Below are 18,849 nucleotides of genomic sequence, written 5' to 3' on the forward strand. Positions count from 1 at the left end.
GGCCTGGCCGCGACAACGGGTCGAGGAGGACTCATGGGACTGGGATGGTTCGGTGCTCCCGAGCACAACCGCTGGCTCGCCGAGGAGACGCACGCCCTGCTGCGCTATGCGCGCTCCGCCAAGGTGCCTGCCGGCTTCGGCTGGATTGGGGCCGACGGCGTCGTCGACACCACCCGTCCCGTGGAGCTGTGGATCACCGGCCGCATGACCTTCGCCTTCTCCCTGGGGGCCCTACTGGGCATCCCCGGCTGCCGCCGCTATGCCGACCACGGCGTGCGCGCCCTGAGCAGAGTCCTGCGTGATCACGAGCACGGCGGCTGGCACTGCGCCGTCCGCCACGAGCTCGACGCCGACGGGCACGGCATACCCGTGGACGCCGCCGCACGCAAGGACTGCTACCAGCACGCCTTCGTGCTGCTGGCCGCCACCGCCGCCACCGCCGCCAACCGGCCCGGCGCACACGAGCTGCTGCGTGACGCCATGGACGTCCAGAACCGCTACTGGTGGGATGACACCTACGGGCTGCCGGTGGAGTCCTACGCCGCGGACTTCACCGGGCCGGAGGACTACCGCGGCATGAACGCCGCCATGCACACGGCCGAGGCCTACCTCGCCACCGCCGACGTCACCGGGGACATCACCTGGCTCACCCGCGCCGTCCAGATCATTGACTACTTCGTCAACGTCCAGGCCCGTGCCCACGGCTGGCGCGTGCCCGAGCACTACGACACCAGGTGGAAGCCGCGGCTCGACTACAACCGCGACGCCCCGGCGCACCCATTCCGCCCCTACGGCGTCACCCCCGGCCACGGCCTGGAGTGGTCGCGGCTGACCGTCCAGGCCCGCGCCGCCCTCGTGGCGCGCTCCCTGCCCACACCCGGCTGGATGCTGGACGCCGCCGAGCAGCTGTTCGACCAGGCCCGTGCCGACGGCTGGCGGGTGGACGGCGGTCCCGGCTTCGTCTACACCACCGATTTCGACGGCCGCCCGATCGTCCACGAGCGCATGCACTGGGTGGTCTGCGAGGGCGTCTCAGCCGCCGCCGCCATCCGGCAGGCGCTGCTCGACGACGGCCGCGGAGAGATCGACGTCGAGCACTATGAGCACTGCTACCGCTCCTGGATCGACTACGCGGAGGAGTACCTCATTGAGTCCCCGGGCGCCTGGACCCACGAGCTGAGCCGGAGCAATGAGGCGTCCACGCGCACCTGGGAGGGCCACCCGGACATCTACCACGCGCTGCAGATGACACTGGCCGCCCGCGTGCCCGTGTGGCCCACGCTCGGGCAGGCGCTGAGCGAGGGCCTGCTGGATGATCCCTCCCGGCCCGCGCCCGAGCCGCCGCGCGCCCAGCCCCGCCGTCGTGGCCTGTTCGGCCGCGGCTGAGCGGCGACGTGAGGTGCGGCACTGGTTGGACGGTGGCATCGGCCGCGGCGTCGGGTGCTAGCATGTGTGGCCTGCCGGAGGCGCTTGCGCCTTCGCGCCCGGAGAGGTGACAGAGTGGCCGAATGTGGCGGTCTTGAAAACCGCTGTGCGCCTGGCGCACCGGGGGTTCGAATCCCTCCCTCTCCGCCACGGGCGGTGACGGGCCGTCGACGGCGCCCCGAGCGGGGGCCGACGGCGGTCGTTGCCTCGCCTCGTGAGCTGGGGTAGGCTCGTCGCGCCGATCCGGCAACTGGAGATGTCGCATAGTGGCCTAGTGCGCCTTCCTGCTAAGAAGGTTGGGGATAAAACCCCTCGGGAGTTCGAATCTCCCCATCTCCGCCACACGTTGGAATTCCAACGAAAAGGCCGTGAGTCCCCCGGCTTGGGCGCAGGGGTGGGGTGACATGATCCACATGGTCCTTCTTCGCTGAGGGCTTCACCCACGGAGTCTCGGTTGGATAACGTGGCGTGTGGAGCCTACTGCTCTGGTTCCGAAACGCGTTCGCGCTCCCGACCTCAGGAAGAAGAACAGTGCGCCACCAGCGATCCGTACAACCCGTACGACACCCTGACCAACGCCCTGCGCGCCTGGCGCGCCGCCCGCTCACCCTGGCTGCGACGGTGCTCGCGGCCGTGACCCTCCTCGCCCCGGCCGCCGCCGCCCCCGCGGGCAGCGGCTCCCTCGCCGCGAATCCCGCAATACCGGCCGTCCCCGACACGGACGCCGTAAGCGCCAAGATCACCCGTGACATCACCCTGCCCGACGGCAGTGGTGCCGAGGCCATCGAGAACCGCTGGTTCGTCGAGCTCGCCTCACCCGCCGTCGCCGCCGGGGGTGACGCGACCGCCGTCGCCGCCGAGCAGGACCAGCTTGCGGCAGCCATCCGCGCCGCCGGCATCGACGCCGAGGTCACCACCGCATACGGGGACCTGTGGAACGGCGTCGCCCTGTCCATCGACGACGACGCCATCGAATCCCTGGCCGAGCTGGACGAGGTCGTCTCCATCCAGCCCGTCGTCCGCATCCCCGAGCCCGCCGAGGAGTCCACCGGCGACTCCCGCAGCGAGGAGGAGCAGTCCGAGGGGCTGCTCACTCCGCAGATGACCACGGCACTGGACCTGACCGGAGCGGACCTGGCTCACTCCGAGCTCGGCTACACCGGGGAGGGCATCAAGATCGGCGTCATCGACTCCGGCGTCGACTACGACCACACCGAACTCGGCGGCACCGGGAACGCCGGCGCCGAGACCACCGAGGGCGACGGCTCCACCGACTTCCCCAATACCAAGGTCACCACCGGATACGACTTCGTCGGAGACGCATACGGCGACCCGACCGTGGCCGCACAGGACGTGCAGGCCGCCTACAAGCCCGTACCCGACGCCTACCCCGACGACTGCGCCGGCCACGGCACGCACGTCGCCGGCATCGCCGCCGCATCCGGCGAGGCCGGCACCGAGGAGGTCACCGGCGTCGCCCCCGACGCCGAGATCGGCGCCTACCGGGTCTTCGGCTGCCAGGGCAGCTCCGACGCCGAGGTCATGGCCGCCGCCATGCAGCGCGCCGCCGCCGACGGCATGGACGTCATCAACCTGTCCATCAGTGCCGACTACATGCTGGTCACCGACTACCCCATCACCGCCTCCGCCGAGGCCCTCGCGGCCCGCGGAGTCATCATCACCGCATCCCAGGGCAACGCCGGCGAGTCCGGAGTATGGACCATGGGCGCCCCGGCAGCCGCCACGCACGTGCTCGCGGCCGGCAGCCTCGACAACACCATCGCGCTCGGCCACTACCTGACCGTTTCCTCCGCAGGCACCAGTGAGCAGTTCCTCTACGCCAACGCCGAGGGCTCAACGGCCTCCGTCCAGCGCGACGACGACACCCACTACCCCCTGGTCGCCTCCGGAGACCTCGAGGCGGACGGTGGAGACGAGGCCACCGACCCCTCGCTGCTGTGCCAGCCCGCGGCCGCGGACGCGTTCTCCGGGAAGATCGTGCTGGTGCGCCGCGGCGGCTGCGACTTCTACACCAAGGCCGCCAACGCCCAGGCGGCCGGCGCGGTCGGCGCCGTCTTCGACAACTCCGCCCCCGGGCAGCTCGGCGTCAGCCTGGTCGGCAGCGACGGCAGCGTCGTCTCCATCCCCGCCGTCGCCATCGACCAGGCCTCTGGGGACGCCATCCGTGCCGCCCTCGCCGAGGACTCCGAGCTGACCTTCGCGGAGGAGCCCGCAGAGTTCAACATCGCCACCGGCGGCAAGGTCTCCGCGTTCTCCGCCTGGGGACTGAACACCGACCTCGGACTCAAGCCCGACGTCGTCGCCCCCGGCGGCTACATCTGGTCCACCTGGCCGCTGGAGGAGGGCGGCTACCGCTCCGCCTCCGGCACCTCCATGTCCTCCCCCTACCTGGCCGGCGCGGTGGCCCTCATCCTGCAGGCGCACCCGGAGATCCAGCAGGCCTCCGGCACCGGACCGGTCGACGAGGTCGCCTGGCGGCTGCGGTCCACCGCCATCCCGGTGGCATGGTCCGGGGCCGACGACGCCGCCCTGCTTGAGCCCGTCGCCCACCAGGGTGCCGGACTGATCGACGTCGACGCCGCCATCGGCGCCACCACCTCGGTCAGCGCCTCCGTCCTCAACCTCGGCGAGTCCGAGCACCACCCCGACGGAAACACCCAGGAGGTCACCCTGACCAACCGTGCCGACGCGGACGTGACCTACTCCCTGTCGCACACCGATGCCGTCACCGTCACGGGCCCGTCCTCCGCGCCCGAGCAGGGCACCTCCACGCCGGCCACCGTCTCCACCGACGGCACCACCGTCACTGTGCCCGCCGGCGGGTCGGCGACCCTCACGGTCACCATCACGGCGCCCGCCGACGCCGCCGACGGCGACCTCTACGGCGGCTGGCTGGAGCTCACCCCCGACGGCGACGCAGAGGCCGACACCATTCGCATCCCCTACTCCGGGGTGGCCGGAAACCTCGCCGCCGGGCAGGTCTTCGGCGATGCCACCGCAATCGTCGACATGGACGTCAAGCCGGTGAACACCGGCCGGTACGTGTTCGGCGACTCCACCCGCACCAGTGAGGGCGCCTACGAGGACCTGCCGGCCGTGCTCATCGAGCCGCTGATCCCCTTCCGCGGCGCCGTGCTCGAGGTGTCCCGGGTCTACAACGACGGCACCGTCTCCTACCTCGGCCCGGCCGCCTATGACGCGCAGTGGCGTGTGCGCGGGCAGAACCCCGCCTTCCTCTGGTCCGGCGGCTACTACGACGCCGACGGCAACATCCAGCAGGCCCCCACCGGCGACTACCAGCTGACCGTGCGCGTGTGCCCGATCGGCGGTGACGGCTCCGCGGCCACCGACTGGGCCACCTGGGCCTCTCCGGAGATCTCCATCGACTGGAAGACCGACGGCTACCTGCCCCAGTCCTCCATGACGGTCACCTCGCCCGACGGGGCCGCGGCCATCGCGGATGACAACATCTTCACCACTGCCGCCGCCGGCACCGCCGAGGCCGGCTATGTGCTCGACCTCGGTGACGTCCACGACGTGACCAAGGTCCACTACACGCCCGACCAGGCCACCACCGACGCCCACGCCACGGGCCTGACCGTCTCCGTGTCCGCAGACGGGGACAACTGGGAGTCGGTCGGCACGGTGGAGGTCGACCCGTCCCGGTGGGCCCCCACCGTCCTGGAACTCAACCAGGCGGTGCGCGCGCGGTACGTGCGCGTGGACGCGGTCAACACCCGGTCCGGGCAGACCGACGGCGTCAGCGTCGCCGAGCTGCGCGTAGCCGGGGAGAAGGCCGCTGCGGACCCCGCCGCGCAGCCCACCACCGACCCGACCGGCTCCGCGGACCCGACCGCCGGCCCGAGCGGCACGCACCCCGGTGCGGTCGCCCCGACGGGCTCCGCCGCCGCGCCGTCGTCGGGGTCCGGAGCGCAGGCCTCCCCGGGCGCCCAGGCGGGCTCAGCCGCGGCGGGCGCCGTCACCGAGCAGTCGCTGGCGCGCACCGGCGCGTACACGGCCCTCGGGCTGGTGGCGCTGGCCCTCGTGGTCGTCGGGGCCGCCATGCTCTGGCTGCGCCGCCACCACCGCATCTAGGGGCGGACGACGCGCGGCTGCGGCCGGGGCGGGAGGACCGGCCCGGCCGCAGCCGGCCCGGCCGTGAGACCCCCGCAGGCCGCAGCTGTGCGAAGCCTCACGGCCTCTCGATTTGTGGGGTGGCGGTTCGCCGAGTAATGTTCCGGATTGTCCGAACCGGATTGCGCCAGTAGCTCAATGGATAGAGCATCTGACTACGGATCAGAAGGTTGGGGGTTCGAGTCCCTTCTGGCGCACCGACGCCCCGCCATCGGCTGAATAGTCGGTGATGCGGGGCGTTTTCCATGCCCTCACGGGCATGCGGCGTCGACCGCAGCGGACCGCTTGGCGGCACCGCGACCGGAGACGCCGTCGGGAAGCCGCATCAACCAGGCCCATGCCCGGCTCCCGTCCCAGTTACACGGATACCTGTACAACTACGAAAGGCCCTCATGGCTCCCCTGTCCAAGCGCCTCGGCGCCGAGTTCCTCGGCACCTTCTGGCTCGTCTGCGCCGGCTGCGGCTCCGCCGTCCTCGCCGCCACCGCCATCACCGACTCCGACTTCCCCGTCGGCATCGGCTACCTCGGCGTGGCCCTCGCCTTCGGCCTGGCTGTGACCACCATGGCCTACGCCGTCGGCGCCATCTCCGGCGGCCACTTCAACCCCGCCGTCACCCTCGGCCTGGCCGTCGCCGGCCGCTTCTCCTGGAAGGACGTCCTGCCCTACTGGTGCATCCAGGTGGTGGCCGGCCTCGTGGGCGGCGGCGTCCTGTACGCCATCGCCTCCGGCTCCGACAGCTTCGACGTGGCCGCCAACGGCTTCGCCGCCAACGGTTACGGCGAGCACTCCCCGCACGGCTACGGCCTGGCCGCCGGCTTCATCTGCGAGCTGGTCATGACCGCCATCTTCCTGATCGTCATCCTCGGCTCCACCGACTCCCGCGCCCCCAAGGGCTTCGCCCCGCTGGCCATCGGCTCCACCCTGACGCTCATCCTGCTGGTCTCCATCCCGGTGACCAACGCCTCCGTCAACCCGGCCCGCTCCATCGCCGTCGCCTTCGAGGCCGGCAACGGTGCTCCCGGCCAGCTGTGGCTGTTCATCGTCGCTCCGCTCCTGGGCGCTGCGATCGCCGGCTTCAGCTACGCCTTCCTGCTCGGCAAGGACCCCGAGCAGAACGCCTGAGCCCACGCCCCGCGGCCGGCACCCCGGCACGCGCGGCTGACGCCCCGGCCGGACCGGCCGACGCAGTGAACGGCTCCTCACCCCTCGTCGCTACTGATGCGGCGGCGGTGAGGGGCCGTTCGCCATCCTGCAAGCCCGCACCCGGGCCGACTGCGCCGTACGCTTACTCGGTGAAGTTCCTCAACGGCATGGCGCCCACCTTCGACCTCACGTACGACGACGTATTCATGGTCCCCTCCCGCTCCGCCGTGGGATCGCGCACCGGCGTGGACCTGACCACCGACGACGCCAGCGGCACCACCATCCCGCTGGTGGTGTCCAACATGACCGCCGTCGCCGGCAAGCGCATGGCGGAAACCGTCGCCCGACGCGGAGGCATCGCCATCATCCCGCAGGACATTCCCGCCGACGTCGTCATCGACACGGTCGCCCAGGTCAAGGCCTCCCACCCGGTCTACGACACCCCGGTGACGGTCAAGCCGCACCACACCTGCGGCTACGCCCTCGGCCTGATCCCCAAGCGCGCCCACGGCGCCGCCGTCGTCATCGATCCGGACACCAGCGCCCCCATCGGCATGGTGGACATGCGCGACGTGAGCGGCGTCGACCGCTTCACCCAGGTGCGGCGGGTGATGAGCACCGAACTGGTCACCCTGCCGGAGGGGATCGACCCGCGCGAGGCCTTCGACCGGCTCAAGGCCGCCCGCCGCAACCTGGCGCCGGTGGTGGGGGTCGACGGCGGCCTGGTGGGCCTGCTCACCCGCTCCGGGGCCGTGCGCTCCACCATCTACCGGCCCGCCGTCGACGCCGCCGGCCGGTTGCGTGTGGGTGCCGCCATCGGCATGAACGGGGACCCGGCCCGCCGCGCGGCCGAACTCGCAGGCGCCGGGGTGGACGTGATCGTCGTCGACACCGCTCACGGGCACCAGGACCGCATGGTGGAGGTGGTCCGGGCCGTGCGCGCCGCCCTGCCCGACGCCTTCCCGATCGTCGCTGGCAACGTGGTCACCGCCGCCGGCGTGCGCGACCTGGTCGACGCCGGCGCCTCCATCGTCAAGGTGGGGGTCGGCCCGGGCGCCATGTGCACCACCCGCATGCAGACCGGCGTCGGCCGCCCCCAGTTCTCCGCCGTCCTGGAGTGCAGCCGGGAGGCGGCGAGGCTGGGCGCGCACGTGTGGGCCGACGGCGGGGTGCGCCACCCGCGCGACGTCGCCCTGGCGCTCGCGGCGGGAGCCGCCAACGTGATGATCGGCTCCTGGTTCGCCGGCACCCACGAGTCCCCGGGCGACATTCAGTACGACGCCGACGGGCGCGCCTACAAGGAGAGCTTCGGCATGGCCTCGGCCCGCGCGGTGGCGGACCGCACTGAGGGGGAGGACGCCTTCGATCGCGCCCGCAAGGGGCTGTTCGAGGAGGGCATCAGCGCCGGCCGCATGTACCTCAGCCCCGAGCGCCCCGGTGTGGAGGACCTGATCGACTCCATCGTGGCGGGCGTGCGCAGCTCCTTCACCTACGCCGGCGCCGGCTCCATCCCGGAGTTCCGCGAGCGGGCGATCGTGGGCATCCAGTCCGCCTCCGGCTACCGCGAAGGCGCCCCGGTACCGGTCAGCTGGTAACCGCCCCCTCCCCTCGCCGAGATCGGTAGATCTTACGTACCGAGGTCGGTAGATCTTACGTGCCGAGGTCGGTAGTTGTTACGTGCCGAGGTCGGTAGTTGTTACGTGCCGAGGTCGGTAGATCTTACGTGCCGAGGTCGGTAGTTATGCCGGTGGGCCCGGGCAGCGCGGCGGCGGAAACTAGCGCCGTCGGTCCGGGGACGTGCCTAGGTCGTGTTGTGTGAGTGGTTTGTGGTGGTGCTGGCTATGTGGGTGGTGGTCTGGTAGCGGATGGCGAGCCGGTCGCATCTGGTGGCTACGGGGCCCCAGCTTGAGTGGCATGCGTGCGCCCGTCGAGGACGCAGAGTCGCCTTCGTGAGCACGCTCGCGCTGTTGGGGGGGTGTCTTCCCGGAGCCGGCTTGCCGACGCGGGTGCCTCCGGGCGTGCGGGCCTGTGTGCTCAGCGAGGGTCGTTGTGCGCAGTCAGGCGCCCACGGCGCTTCCGCGGTGTTGGGGGCCCGGATGTCGGCAGTGGGAGGGGAGAGTGGGTCTTGTGCCGCCCTGGTTGGACCGCTCACTTCCCGTTGGACCGCTGTAAACGGTGGCTAGGGCGGTCCAACGGGGGGACAGGGGTCCAACTGGCATGCTTTACGGCCACGCACACAGACGCCCGGCCGCGCAGCGCCACCCGAGCACTCACACAACCGGACCTAATGTGCCTGAAGACGGCCTCCGTCGTCGTGCCGAGCGACCGCGCTTTCGGGCGATTCGTAACCCACAGCGTCGACTACGCGGCCCGCTTGCCGCGCTGCCTGCGCCGCACGGCATTGGATGCCAGCCCCATCTCGTCGCATCGACGGCCCGTGGACCAGCGGTGAGGGGCTGTAGACGAGCTGGTGGCTTCCGGCGCCTGCGGGCCGCGGCCGCCCGAAGCAGGGCCTGCTGATAACACGCGTCAAGTAGAGCAACCGGAATAGCCGAGTGTTGCTGTGTCAGTTGCGCAGGCAGGCCAGGGGGATGACGAAGACGCCGTCATCGCGGCGGTAGGCGGTGGCACCAGCGGTGATCACCGCAAGGAATGAGGGCTCGCCCATTCGGTCCGGGTCCACGCGATCCCGCAAGCGACGCAGGTGGGCAGCCGCGTCGTCAAGCTGCGCGGAACCGAGCTTTACCTCTACCGGCGCCCACCGTCCGTCGGCGAGGACGATGACGGCGTCCGCCTCCAGGCCGGTCTTGTCGCGGTAGTGGAAGAGTGCCCCGTCATTGGCCTCGGCGTAGACCCTTAGATCGCGCACACACAGCGATTCGAACTGCAGCCCGAAGGCTTCGAAGTCACGCAACAGGTCCGCCGGCGTCCAGCGCATGACGGCAGCACCGATCGAAGGGTCCACGAAGTGACGTGTCGGGCTGGTTCTTATCGCGGTCTTCGACCGTAGCGCGGGGTTCCATGCGGGCAGATCCTCAATCACGTACGCGCGCGACAACGCATCGAGATAGTCGCTTACCGTGTTGGGCGCCATGGAGGCTTCATCAACTGCGAGATCGGCGGCGATTGTGGCCTGCGAGGCCTGGGTGGAGATATGACGCGCATAGGCGCGCATGAGTGCACGCATGCGGGTGGCGTTCCGGGCAACACCATCCATGCGCGCTACATCGGAGTCGACCAATCCCTCAACGTAGTTCCTAGCCAGGCGCCCGGACGGCGTCGCTGTTCCTGCGGTGACGGCGGCCGGCCAGCCGCCGCGGCAGAGCACCCGCGCCATGTCTTCCACATCAAGCGCGGCGACGCCGGCGATCTCGCTTTCGCCGTCGAAAAGCGCTTTCAAGGATACCTGCCCAGTTGACTCCTCCGACTCGAAGAGCGTCATGGTCCGCATGACTAGGGAGGTGATCCTCCCAACGCCGGAGTGCATCCCCCGTACAGTCGGAGTGGATGAGCCGGTGAGTATGAACTGCCCCGGCTCGCCACGACGGTCGACGGCGAAGCGGATCGCATCCCACAGCTGCGGCGCCATCTGCCACTCGTCAATGAGTCGCGGTGTATCCCCTTCCAGCAGTGCGGAGGGCTTTGCATCCGCGAGCGCGAGGTAGGAGCGACTGCGGTCAGGATCCTGAAGGTAGACGACGCTGCGGGCCTGTTGTAATGAGGTCGCGGTTTTGCCGCACCACTTCGGCCCCCTGACCTGCACCGCGCCGCTGATCGTTAGCGCTTCGCCGAGCAGATTGTCCGCGAGTCGTGGCAGGTAGCGCATGCCTTGTTCCTCCAGCTTCCGAAACCCGCATGTTTCTGCCGCTAGCCTACGTGACTGCGCGACTTGGACGGGATCTGTTGCGTCAGTTGGACGGAATCTGTTGCGTCAGTCGGCGGCCACAGGCAGAGCGCGCGACATTAGTTCCGTACCGAGGTCGGTAGATCTTACGTGCCGAGGTCGGTAGATCTTACGTGCCGAGGTCGGTAGTTATGCCGGCGTCGCGCCCGCCCGATCCAGGGCGCGGCGCAGATCGGCGAGTAGGTCCTCGGCGTCCTCAATGCCAACGCTCAGCCGCAGCAGGCGGTCGGTCAGCCCGTAAGCGGCTCGCGTGGCCGGCGGCACGTCCGCATGCGTCTGCACGCTCGGACAGGTCACCAGAGACTCCACACCACCCAGTGACTCGGCGAAGGTGAACACGTCCACCGCGTCCAGGAATGCGGCCACGTCGACGCCGTCGGCCAGCTCGAATGACACCATGCCGGAACGTCCCGGATACAGCACCCGCGTCACTCTCGCGTCGACGCGCAGGAACTCGGCCACCTTCCGGGCATTGGCCTCATGCCGCTCCATGCGCAGGGACAGCGTCTTCAGCCCGCGCAGCAGCAGGAACGCGTCGAAGGGGCTCAGCGTCGCCCCAGTCGTGTTCAAATGATACTGGAGGCGCTCGCCCAGGGATGGGTCGGAGACGACGACGGCGCCCGCCATGACGTCGTTGTGCCCGGCCAGGTACTTCGTGGCCGAGTACACGGCCACGTCCGCCCCCAACTCCAGCGGGCGGCAGATCACCGGCGTGTAGAAGGTGTTGTCCACCGCCAGCAGTGCCCCCGCCGCATGCGCCCAGTCGGCCACCCGCGCAATGTCCAGCTCGGTCATCATCGGGTTGGTGGGGGTCTCAATCAGCACCAGCGCGGCCGGTCGTTGCAGCGCCTCCCGCAGCCCGGTCTCCCCGACGACGAAGTCCACCTCGTAGGCGCCGTCGTCGGCCAGGCACTTCAGGTACCGGTAGCTGCCTCCATACAGGTCCTCCAAGGCTACGATCCGGGAAGCGAACGGTGCCAACGTGGTCACGGTCAGCTGCACGGCCGCCATCCCGGAGGCGAGCGCGAAGGCCGCCGTCCCGCCGTCGAGTCGGGCCAGGGCGTCCTGCAGGACGTCGCGGGTGGGGGAGGCCGTGCGCGTGTAGTCGTAGCCGGTGGATGCCCCCAGGCCCGGGTGCCCGAACGCCGTCGACAGGTGAATCGGCGTCGTGATGGCGCCGGTGGCCGGGTCGGTGGCGGTGCCCACGTGCGCCAGCACGGTGTCGAGTCGCCAGGGGCTGGGCGTCTCCGACCACGTGGGGTGGTGCTGGATCGGTGCGGTGCGACACCCGGAGTGGTCGACGGCGGGGGCGGCGACGGCGACGGCAGATTCGCTAATGCTCATGAGTGCTTTCTGGCTGTGTGTGTGGGGGGATGACCGGTTTGGATGCGGTGCTCGTGCCGGTCTCAGCGAGCCTTATCGACCGACCTCGGCACGTAACAACTACCGACCTCGGCACGTAACTTCTACCCGATCTCGGTGAGGGGCGGGCGCGGGTCAGGCCGCACGTCGGGCGAGCAGGACGTGCACGGCGATCTCCAGGCGATCCAGCGCCTCGTCCAGGGTCGCCCGCGGGCAGGCGACGTTCAGCCTGGTGAAGCCGGCGCCGCCGGTGCCGAACAGGGCGCCGTCGTCGAGCCAAAGCCCGGCCTGATCGGTGATGAAGCCGTCCAGCTCCTCCGCCGCCAGGCCCGTGGCCTCCAGCAATCCGGTGCAGTCCAGCCACAGCAGGTAGGTGCCCTCGCCCGGGGAGACCTCAATGCCGGGCACCCGCTCCAGGCGCCGGATCACGTGCCGGCGCGCATCATCAATGTGCTCGCGCAGGGCGTCGAGCCAGGCGTCGCCGGACTTGTACGCCGCCTGGCAGGCCGTCAGCCCCAGTACATTGGGCTGGGAATAGCCGACGGCGCCGAGAGACGCTCGGAAGCGGTCGCGCAGGTCGGCGTCGGAAATGAAGATATTGGCCACCTGCAGTCCGGCCAGGTTGAAGGACTTCGACGGCGAGGTGCAGGTGATGGTGCGGGCCACGGCGTCGGCGGTGACCGTGGCGAAGGGGGTGGTGCGGTGCCCGGGCAGGGCGAGGTCGGCGTGCACCTCGTCGGAGACCACGAGCACGTTGTGGCGCTCGACGACCTTGGCCAGCCCGGTCAACTCGGCGCGCGACCACACCCGGCCCACCGGGTTGTGCGGGTTGCACAGGAGCAGCAGGTGGGCGCCGGTGCGCGCGAGCACGGCCTCCAGTGCGTCCAGGTCGCGCCGGTAGACGCCGTCGGCTCCCCGCACCAGCGGGGCCGGGGCCACCACGCGCCCCTGCTGCTCGACCACCTCCCGGAACGGGTAGTAGACGGGCTCCTCAATGACGACGGCGTCGCCCGGCTCGGTGAAGGCGCGCACCGCCGTCGCCAGTGCGGGCACGACCCCGGGGGTCACCACATTCCAGGCCGGGTCGATGCGCCAGTCGTAGCGGCGGGCGAACCAGGCGGCCAGGGTGGCGTCGTACGCGGCGTCGGGCTCGCTGTAGCCGAAGATGCCGTGCCGCACCCGCCACAGCAGGGCGTTGGTGACGCAGGGGGCGGTGGTGTGGTCCATGTCGGCCACCCACAGCGGCAGGGCGGTCTCGGGGCGGCCCCGCTGCGCGGCGAAGTCCCACTTGAGGCTGGCGGTGCCGTTGCGGTCGTGGACCACGTCGAAGGGGGAGGTGGGGGCGTGCGGCGCGAGGTCTGCGGCAACGGGCGCAGGCGAGCCGTTGGTGGTTTCCGGCAATGCGGCAATGCCTGCGGCAGGGTCGGCCGCCGGTGCCGGGGGGCCGGCCGGGGACGGGTGTCGGCGGTCTTGAGTGGGTGGGTGATTCGGATCGTATGCGGTGCCGGCGTCTGTGACGACGGCGGGGGCGAGGGTGGTCATGGTGCTTCCTGGAAGACTTGGGGCCGCCATATCAACCGATCTCGGTACGTAAGTTCTACCGATCTCGGTGGTTATTACTACCGATCTCGGCGAGGGGTGGGCGTGGCGGCAGCGAACTGAGGACTACTGGGGGTTTGAACGCGGGCCGACGTAACCGACGGCTGCGGAGTGCGACGAGCGCCCGTGGGCGGCTCGGACTCTGACCGTTACTCGTGTGAACAGCGACGGCTGGCGCTGTCAGCGCATCTGCATTCGACGCACGCTTCCGGCGCGCACCAGCGGGGTACGAGTCGTGAGCGTCGAAGCGATCATGGGCTGAGGTTAATGCCGCAGGCGCCGGGTGTGTCAAGAGCGGCCGGTATGCGATCTCCCGTGTGGGGGCGTGGGTGGGTCTTGTGGGGTGGGGGGCGGCTCACGGCGCCATGCGTCTAGGCGTCACCGGAGTGGACGACCGGCGTCGACAGGCGGGCCAGCAGCGTGGGGAGAGTCCGCCCCAGGAAGGCGGTCAGGTCCGGGATCTCCGCATGTGCTCCGGCGTCGTCGAGCCCGTCGGACAGCGCCATGCGCATGGAGCGCACCGCGGCGGCCATGATGAGCTCGGTGGTGTCCTCGGGGCTGAGCAGGCACTCGCGGCCGATCGACGCCAGCCCCTCCACGAGTACCCCGACCAGGTGCCGTCTGAAGACGGCGTAGCTCTCGCGCAGGGGTGCGGCTCCGGCGTCGTCCCGCGTGCGTGCGATATAGGCGGCGAACTCGTGCTGAAGGAGGAAGACCTCCCGGGAGATCGGCATCGCCCCGAGCAGCCTGGAGGCGAGCTCCGCCAGCCCGGCGGCGAGTTCGGCGTCGGTCTCCGGGGCGGATCCGTCGGGAGTGCTCGGTACCGCCCCGGCGACCGAGGCGTCCACGAACTCGATGATGGAGGCCCATTGCTCCTCGGCCAGGCGCTGCACGAAGTGGTCCATGTCGGTGAAGTTGGAGTAGAAGGCGCCGCGGGTGAAGCCGGCCCGGGAGCAGATGTCGCCCACGGAGGTTCCGCCGATGCCCTTGTTGGCAATCAGCTCCCGGCCCGCGGCCAGCAACAGCGCCTGCGTCTGGGCGCGGCGCTCGGACGGGGCGACGCCGATCAGCCGCCGCACTGCGGCCCGGCGGGCGGACAGGCGTGCGCCGGCCGCCTCGATCAGCTCCTCCGCCTGTTCCCTGTTCGTGCTCATGTCCGGCTCATCATGTCACCTCCCGGCGCGCTGTGTCATTCACGACATTCGTGGTGGTGGCGTCCGGGCTGTTCTCGGCGTCCGCCCGGGAGTTGTTGGGGTGTCGTGCGGATTGCTGCCAGACCCGCATGATACAGATGTGTATTGAAGACTTCGATACAGGTATGTATCGTCGGTTGGCGGAACTCAGGGGAGGCAACTGAAAATGAAGAGGCTCAGCGGTTCGCGCATCGCCAACCTGGTCGTGGTACTGGCAGTATCCATAGTCCCGCTGCTGTACGCCGGCCTGCTGACGCTGGCGTACCAGAACCCCACCAACAGGCTCGGCGACATCAAGGCCGCCGTCGTCAACGAGGACACCGCCTACACGGCCACCCTCGCCGACGGGCAGACCGAGACCTTCAACCTCGGCGCCGACCTCACCGACGCCCTCACCCACCCCGACGGCAATGAGAAGGTCGGCTTCACCTGGGAGCAGATGGACGCCGCCACCGCCGAGGCGGACATGAACACGCAGAAGGTCCGCGCCATCCTCTACATACCGGCCGACTTCTCCCAGATCGCCTCCCGCGTCGGCTCCGCCGACCCCTCCGACGCCGTCACCCAGGAGCTCAGGCTCGTCACCGACGACGGCATCAACTACCTGGCCGGCACCATGGCCGCCACCGTCGCCTCCGAGCTGTCCAACCGCCTGGAGCAGCAGGGCGCCGAACGCGTCCTGTCCACCCTGCTGCTGAGCGTCTCCACCATCCGCGAGGGACTCGTAGAGGCCTCCGACGGCGCCACCGCCCTGGCCTCCGGCGCCGCCACCCTCGAATCGGGCACCACCGAGGCCGCCGACGGCGCCGACCGGCTGGCCGACGGGGCCACCACCCTCACCGTCGGCATGAGTGAGCTGGCCTCCGGCGCCGTCACCCTCACCGACGGGCTGACCGCCCTCGCCTCCTCCACTTCCACCGCCGCATCCGGCTCCCAGCAACTGGCCGACGGCGTGGCCCGACTGTCCGCCGGCGCAGCCTCCGCGGCCTCCGGAGCCGGCACGCTGTCCGCCGGCGCGGACACCCTGGCCGACGGCACCTCAACGCTTGCAACGGGCGCCGCCACGGTCGACTCCGGCGCCCGGCGGGTGTCTACCGGTGCGGCGTCGGCCGCCTCCGGTGCGAGCACCCTCGCGGCGGGAGCGTCAAACCTGTCCACGGGCGCCTCCACGCTCTCCTCCGGCGTGACCGACTACGTCGACGGCGTCGAGCAGGCCTACACGACCCTCAAGGACCGGATCGACCCCGGCGCTGAGCAGGTCTCGCAGGGGGCCGGCCAGATGTCCACGAGTGTCGGCACCGCGACCGACTCCTACAGCGCCGGGCAGGAGACGCTCTACGGCGCCGCGAACGACCTGGCTGCGGGCGCCCAGGCCGCCGTCAGCGGGATCGGCACGGCGACCGACTCGGCAACGGCCGGGCAGCAGACCCTGTACGGCGCCGTCAACGACTACACCGGCGGTGTGTCCACCGCCCAGGCCGGCGCCGGCCGGGTCGCCGACGCCCTCGCCGGCGCCTACCAGCAGTGCGTGAGCGACCATGGTGAAACGGACGCGACCTGCCAGGCTATCGCCCAGGCCGCCGGCGGGCTCGGAACCAGAGAGGACACCGCCGAGTCCGGCACCGTGCTCGGAGGCCTCAACGCCCTGGCCGCATCCAGTGCGAGTGTGAGCGGCGCCGTCGGCCAGGTCGCCACAGGGGCCGCGCAGCTCTCGAGCGGCGCCAGCAGCCTGAAGAGCTCGGTCGGAGACGTCGCCTCCGGGGCGCAGCAGCTGGCCTCCGGCGCGGCCGCGCTGGCCGGGGGCCTGGGGGAGGCCGGCGATGTGTACAACGCCTCCACCGGCGCCGACGCCACCCTCACCGGGGTGCTGGCGGCCCTGTCCGCCCAGGGCGACGCACTTTCCGCCGGCGCGGACACCGTCAGCGGAGGCGCCGGCCAGGTCGCCACCGGCTCCGACGACCTGTCTACCGGCCTGAATACCCTGACCGCCGGCGCGTCGAGCCTGTCCGCAGGCGCCGCGCAGCTTGCCGCCGGGGCCGACTCCGTGAACTCCGGCGCCCAGAGCTTGCGCTCCGGCGCCGCCGCCCTGTCCGGCGGCCTCGACACACTATCCGCCGGCGCCTCCACCGCCGCCACATCCTCCCAGACCCTGGCCGACGGCGTGGCCCGCCTGTCCGCCGGCGCCAACGCCGCCTCCGTAGGTGCCGACAACCTGTCCGGCGGCCTGGGCACGGCCTACTCGGGGTCCTCGACGCTGGCCGACGGCGCCACCACCCTCAGCGAGGGCCTGGGACAGCTGAAGGACGGCTCCTCCAACCTGGCCGACGGCGCCACCACCCTCAGCGAGGGCCTGGAGGACGGCGTCGACCGGATTCCCGACTACACCGCGGCCCAGCGCCAGACGATGACCGACGTGGCCGCGGATGCCGCCAACGTGGATGCGGTGCGCGAGAATCCCGTCGCCAACAACGGCGCCGGCTTCACTCCCATGTTCATGAGCCTGGCACTGTGGGTCGGCGCCATTGCCCTGTTCCTGGTGCTGCCCGCCCTGGACAAGCGTGACCACGGTGAGCGCTGGTACGCCGCGGCGATCCGGCCCGCCACGACGGCGGCCCTGCTGGCCGTCACCCAGGCCGTGGTCATGATGGTTGCGGTGAACGCCGCGGGGGAGATCCGCGCCGCCAACCTGCTGGGCCTGTGCGCCATGGCCATCGCAGCCTCGCTGACATTCGTCGCCATCAATCAGGCCTGCGTCGCCACGCTCGCCTTCCGGGGCCGGTTCGTCTCGATCATCCTGCTGAGTTTGCAGATCACCTCCATGGGCGCGAGCTTCCCGATCGAGACCACGCCGCGGTTCTTCCAGTGGATCCACCCCTATCTGCCGATGAGCTACACCCAACTGGCGTTCCGGCGGCTGATCGCCGGTGGCGGGGTGGATGGGATCTACCTGCGGACGCTGGTGGTGCTGGCGGTGTGGGCGCTGGCGGCCTGGGCATTCATCCTGCTGGGTGCCCGGCTGCGCCGCGGCCCGAGGCCGCTGCCGGCCGACAACGCCCTGGCGCCCACTGCGGCGTAAGAGCGGCGCCCGGCGGGGTGCGCAGCGTCGACGCCGGGGTGGGACTCGTTGGGGTGGGGTCGGAGTGGGTGGGCCGCGTAGCGAGTGGGTGGGCCGGCAGGCTCATCGGGTCCTTCGCCCGGCGAGACGCCGGCTGCCAAGCCCGCGGGCACGTAGAGGAGGTCCGGGGCCGGGCGGTGGAGTTGTTCGAGGACGTCGCCTGCCCGAGGGCAACCTGCGCCGGTCGAGAACGACCCCACCGACCCGAACGCCATGTTCTTACGGCACCCAGCTCGAACCGGAACCGCCACGCCCTCAAACCGGAAGAGCCGGATTGGGTTTTCGGTGATTTACCCGTGTTTGAGGCTGGGCGCGTGTGCCGGGTAGGTGGGCAGCAGGCGGTGCATACCGATCTCGGTGCGTAACAACTACCGACCTCGGTGCGTAGCGTTGACCGACCTCGGCGGTAATAAGGCTCTTCCGGTTTGTGGGTGTGGTGGTTGGGGTCGGGGCTGCGGTGGGGGTGGTCGTTGCCGGGTTGGTGAGGCCGTTGTCGGTGGGCGGTGCTGGCTTGCGCTGATTCGTCGAGGCCGTTGAGATCATCTGGGCGCTGGACCGGGACTGCCGCCATTGACGGCGCACGGTGGCGGTCTTGGTGCCCTACTCGACAGGCCCCGGGCGCAGGCGTGAGCGCTCGGGGTGCGGGCCTGGCGCGTTCGCCCGCGCGCCCCGGATGACGGTTCGGCACTTCGCCTGACGGTTCGGCACTTTGCACCAACGATTCGGCACTTCTGACGACGCTACGTACCCCTACCGTACGAACCGTCGCAAGAAAGTACGAATCGCCGACCAGAACATACGAACCCTCACGCGAAAGTACGAACCGCCGCGTCAACACACAAACCCCCAGCCCCACACACCCACAAACCGGAAGAGCCGGATTGGGTTTTCGGTGATTTACCCGTGTTTGAGGCTGGGCGCGTGTGCCGGGTAGGTGGGCCGCAGGCGGTG

The 18,849-nt window shown here is 70.5% G+C and carries 9 protein-coding genes and 3 tRNA genes; 8 read left to right on the plus strand and 4 right to left on the minus strand.

Annotation, left to right across the window (positions count from 1 at the left end):
- Positions 1-33: 33 nt before the first annotated feature.
- From E4J16_RS01115 to E4J16_RS01145, 7 genes are all read left to right on the plus strand, one after another.
- A complete protein-coding gene (locus tag E4J16_RS01115; RefSeq protein ID WP_136313010.1) occupies positions 34-1,386 on the plus strand; it encodes an AGE family epimerase/isomerase in 1,353 nt (450 codons plus the stop codon).
- A 100-nt stretch (positions 1,387-1,486) separates the two neighbouring features.
- Positions 1,487-1,575: transfer RNA gene (locus E4J16_RS01120), tRNA-Ser, on the plus strand.
- Between the two features lie 102 nt (positions 1,576-1,677).
- Positions 1,678-1,767: transfer RNA gene (locus E4J16_RS01125), tRNA-Ser, on the plus strand.
- A gap of 291 nt (positions 1,768-2,058) precedes the next feature.
- A complete protein-coding gene (locus E4J16_RS01130; protein ID WP_240038206.1) occupies positions 2,059-5,541 on the plus strand; it encodes a S8 family serine peptidase in 3,483 nt (1,160 codons plus the stop codon).
- A 163-nt stretch (positions 5,542-5,704) separates the two neighbouring features.
- Positions 5,705-5,777 (plus strand) — tRNA-Arg (locus tag E4J16_RS01135).
- 195 nt (positions 5,778-5,972) lie between these two features.
- On the plus strand, positions 5,973-6,704 hold the full coding sequence (gene aqpZ, locus E4J16_RS01140) for an aquaporin Z (RefSeq protein ID WP_136313011.1): 732 nt from the start codon (positions 5,973-5,975) through the stop codon (positions 6,702-6,704).
- Positions 6,705-6,874: 170 nt separating this feature from the next.
- A complete protein-coding gene (locus E4J16_RS01145; protein WP_136313012.1) occupies positions 6,875-8,320 on the plus strand; it encodes a GuaB1 family IMP dehydrogenase-related protein in 1,446 nt (481 codons plus the stop codon).
- A gap of 971 nt (positions 8,321-9,291) precedes the next feature.
- Here the strand turns inward: E4J16_RS01145 and E4J16_RS01150 are convergent.
- The 4 genes from E4J16_RS01150 to E4J16_RS01165 form a co-directional block, all read right to left on the minus strand.
- Positions 9,292-10,551: an ATP-binding protein gene (locus tag E4J16_RS01150; protein ID WP_136194169.1), complete on the minus strand. Its 1,260-nt coding sequence runs from the start codon at positions 10,549-10,551 to the stop codon at positions 9,292-9,294.
- 207 nt (positions 10,552-10,758) lie between these two features.
- The gene (locus E4J16_RS01155; RefSeq protein ID WP_136313013.1) at positions 10,759-11,973 is read right to left on the minus strand and encodes a PLP-dependent transferase; all 1,215 of its coding nucleotides are present in this window, start codon (positions 11,971-11,973) and stop codon (positions 10,759-10,761) included.
- Between the two features lie 153 nt (positions 11,974-12,126).
- Positions 12,127-13,533, minus strand: a complete 1,407-nt coding sequence (locus E4J16_RS01160; protein WP_136313014.1) for a MalY/PatB family protein — start codon at positions 13,531-13,533, stop codon at positions 12,127-12,129.
- A 428-nt stretch (positions 13,534-13,961) separates the two neighbouring features.
- Positions 13,962-14,744, minus strand: a complete 783-nt coding sequence (locus tag E4J16_RS01165) for a TetR/AcrR family transcriptional regulator (protein WP_136313015.1) — start codon at positions 14,742-14,744, stop codon at positions 13,962-13,964.
- 205 nt (positions 14,745-14,949) lie between these two features.
- On the opposite strand from E4J16_RS01165, the gene E4J16_RS15890 reads away from it, so the two are divergent.
- Positions 14,950-17,859 carry a YhgE/Pip domain-containing protein gene (locus E4J16_RS15890; protein WP_136313016.1) on the plus strand — a complete coding sequence of 970 codons (2,910 nt, stop codon included), beginning with the start codon at positions 14,950-14,952 and terminating at the stop codon, positions 17,857-17,859.
- Positions 17,860-18,849: the final 990 nt, after the last annotated feature.

Origin of the sequence: Actinomyces procaprae (genome assembly GCF_004798665.1) — a bacterium.
GTDB lineage: Bacteria > Actinomycetota > Actinomycetes > Actinomycetales > Actinomycetaceae > Actinomyces > Actinomyces procaprae.

What these genes read in the sequence shown, in the direction of transcription:
- E4J16_RS01115 (WP_136313010.1), top strand. Translation starts at nt 34, where the DNA reads ATGGGACTGGGATGGTTCGGTGCTCCCGAGCACAACCGCTGGCTCGCC.
- aqpZ (WP_136313011.1), top strand. Translation starts at nt 5,973, where the DNA reads ATGGCTCCCCTGTCCAAGCGCCTCGGCGCCGAGTTCCTCGGCACCTTC.
- E4J16_RS01150 (WP_136194169.1), bottom strand. Translation starts at nt 10,551, where the DNA reads ATGCGCTACCTGCCACGACTCGCGGACAATCTGCTCGGCGAAGCGCTA.
- E4J16_RS01155 (WP_136313013.1), bottom strand. Translation starts at nt 11,973, where the DNA reads ATGAGCATTAGCGAATCTGCCGTCGCCGTCGCCGCCCCCGCCGTCGAC.
- E4J16_RS01160 (WP_136313014.1), bottom strand. Translation starts at nt 13,533, where the DNA reads ATGACCACCCTCGCCCCCGCCGTCGTCACAGACGCCGGCACCGCATAC.
- E4J16_RS01165 (WP_136313015.1), bottom strand. Translation starts at nt 14,744, where the DNA reads ATGAGCACGAACAGGGAACAGGCGGAGGAGCTGATCGAGGCGGCCGGC.
- E4J16_RS15890 (WP_136313016.1), top strand. Translation starts at nt 14,950, where the DNA reads ATGAAGAGGCTCAGCGGTTCGCGCATCGCCAACCTGGTCGTGGTACTG.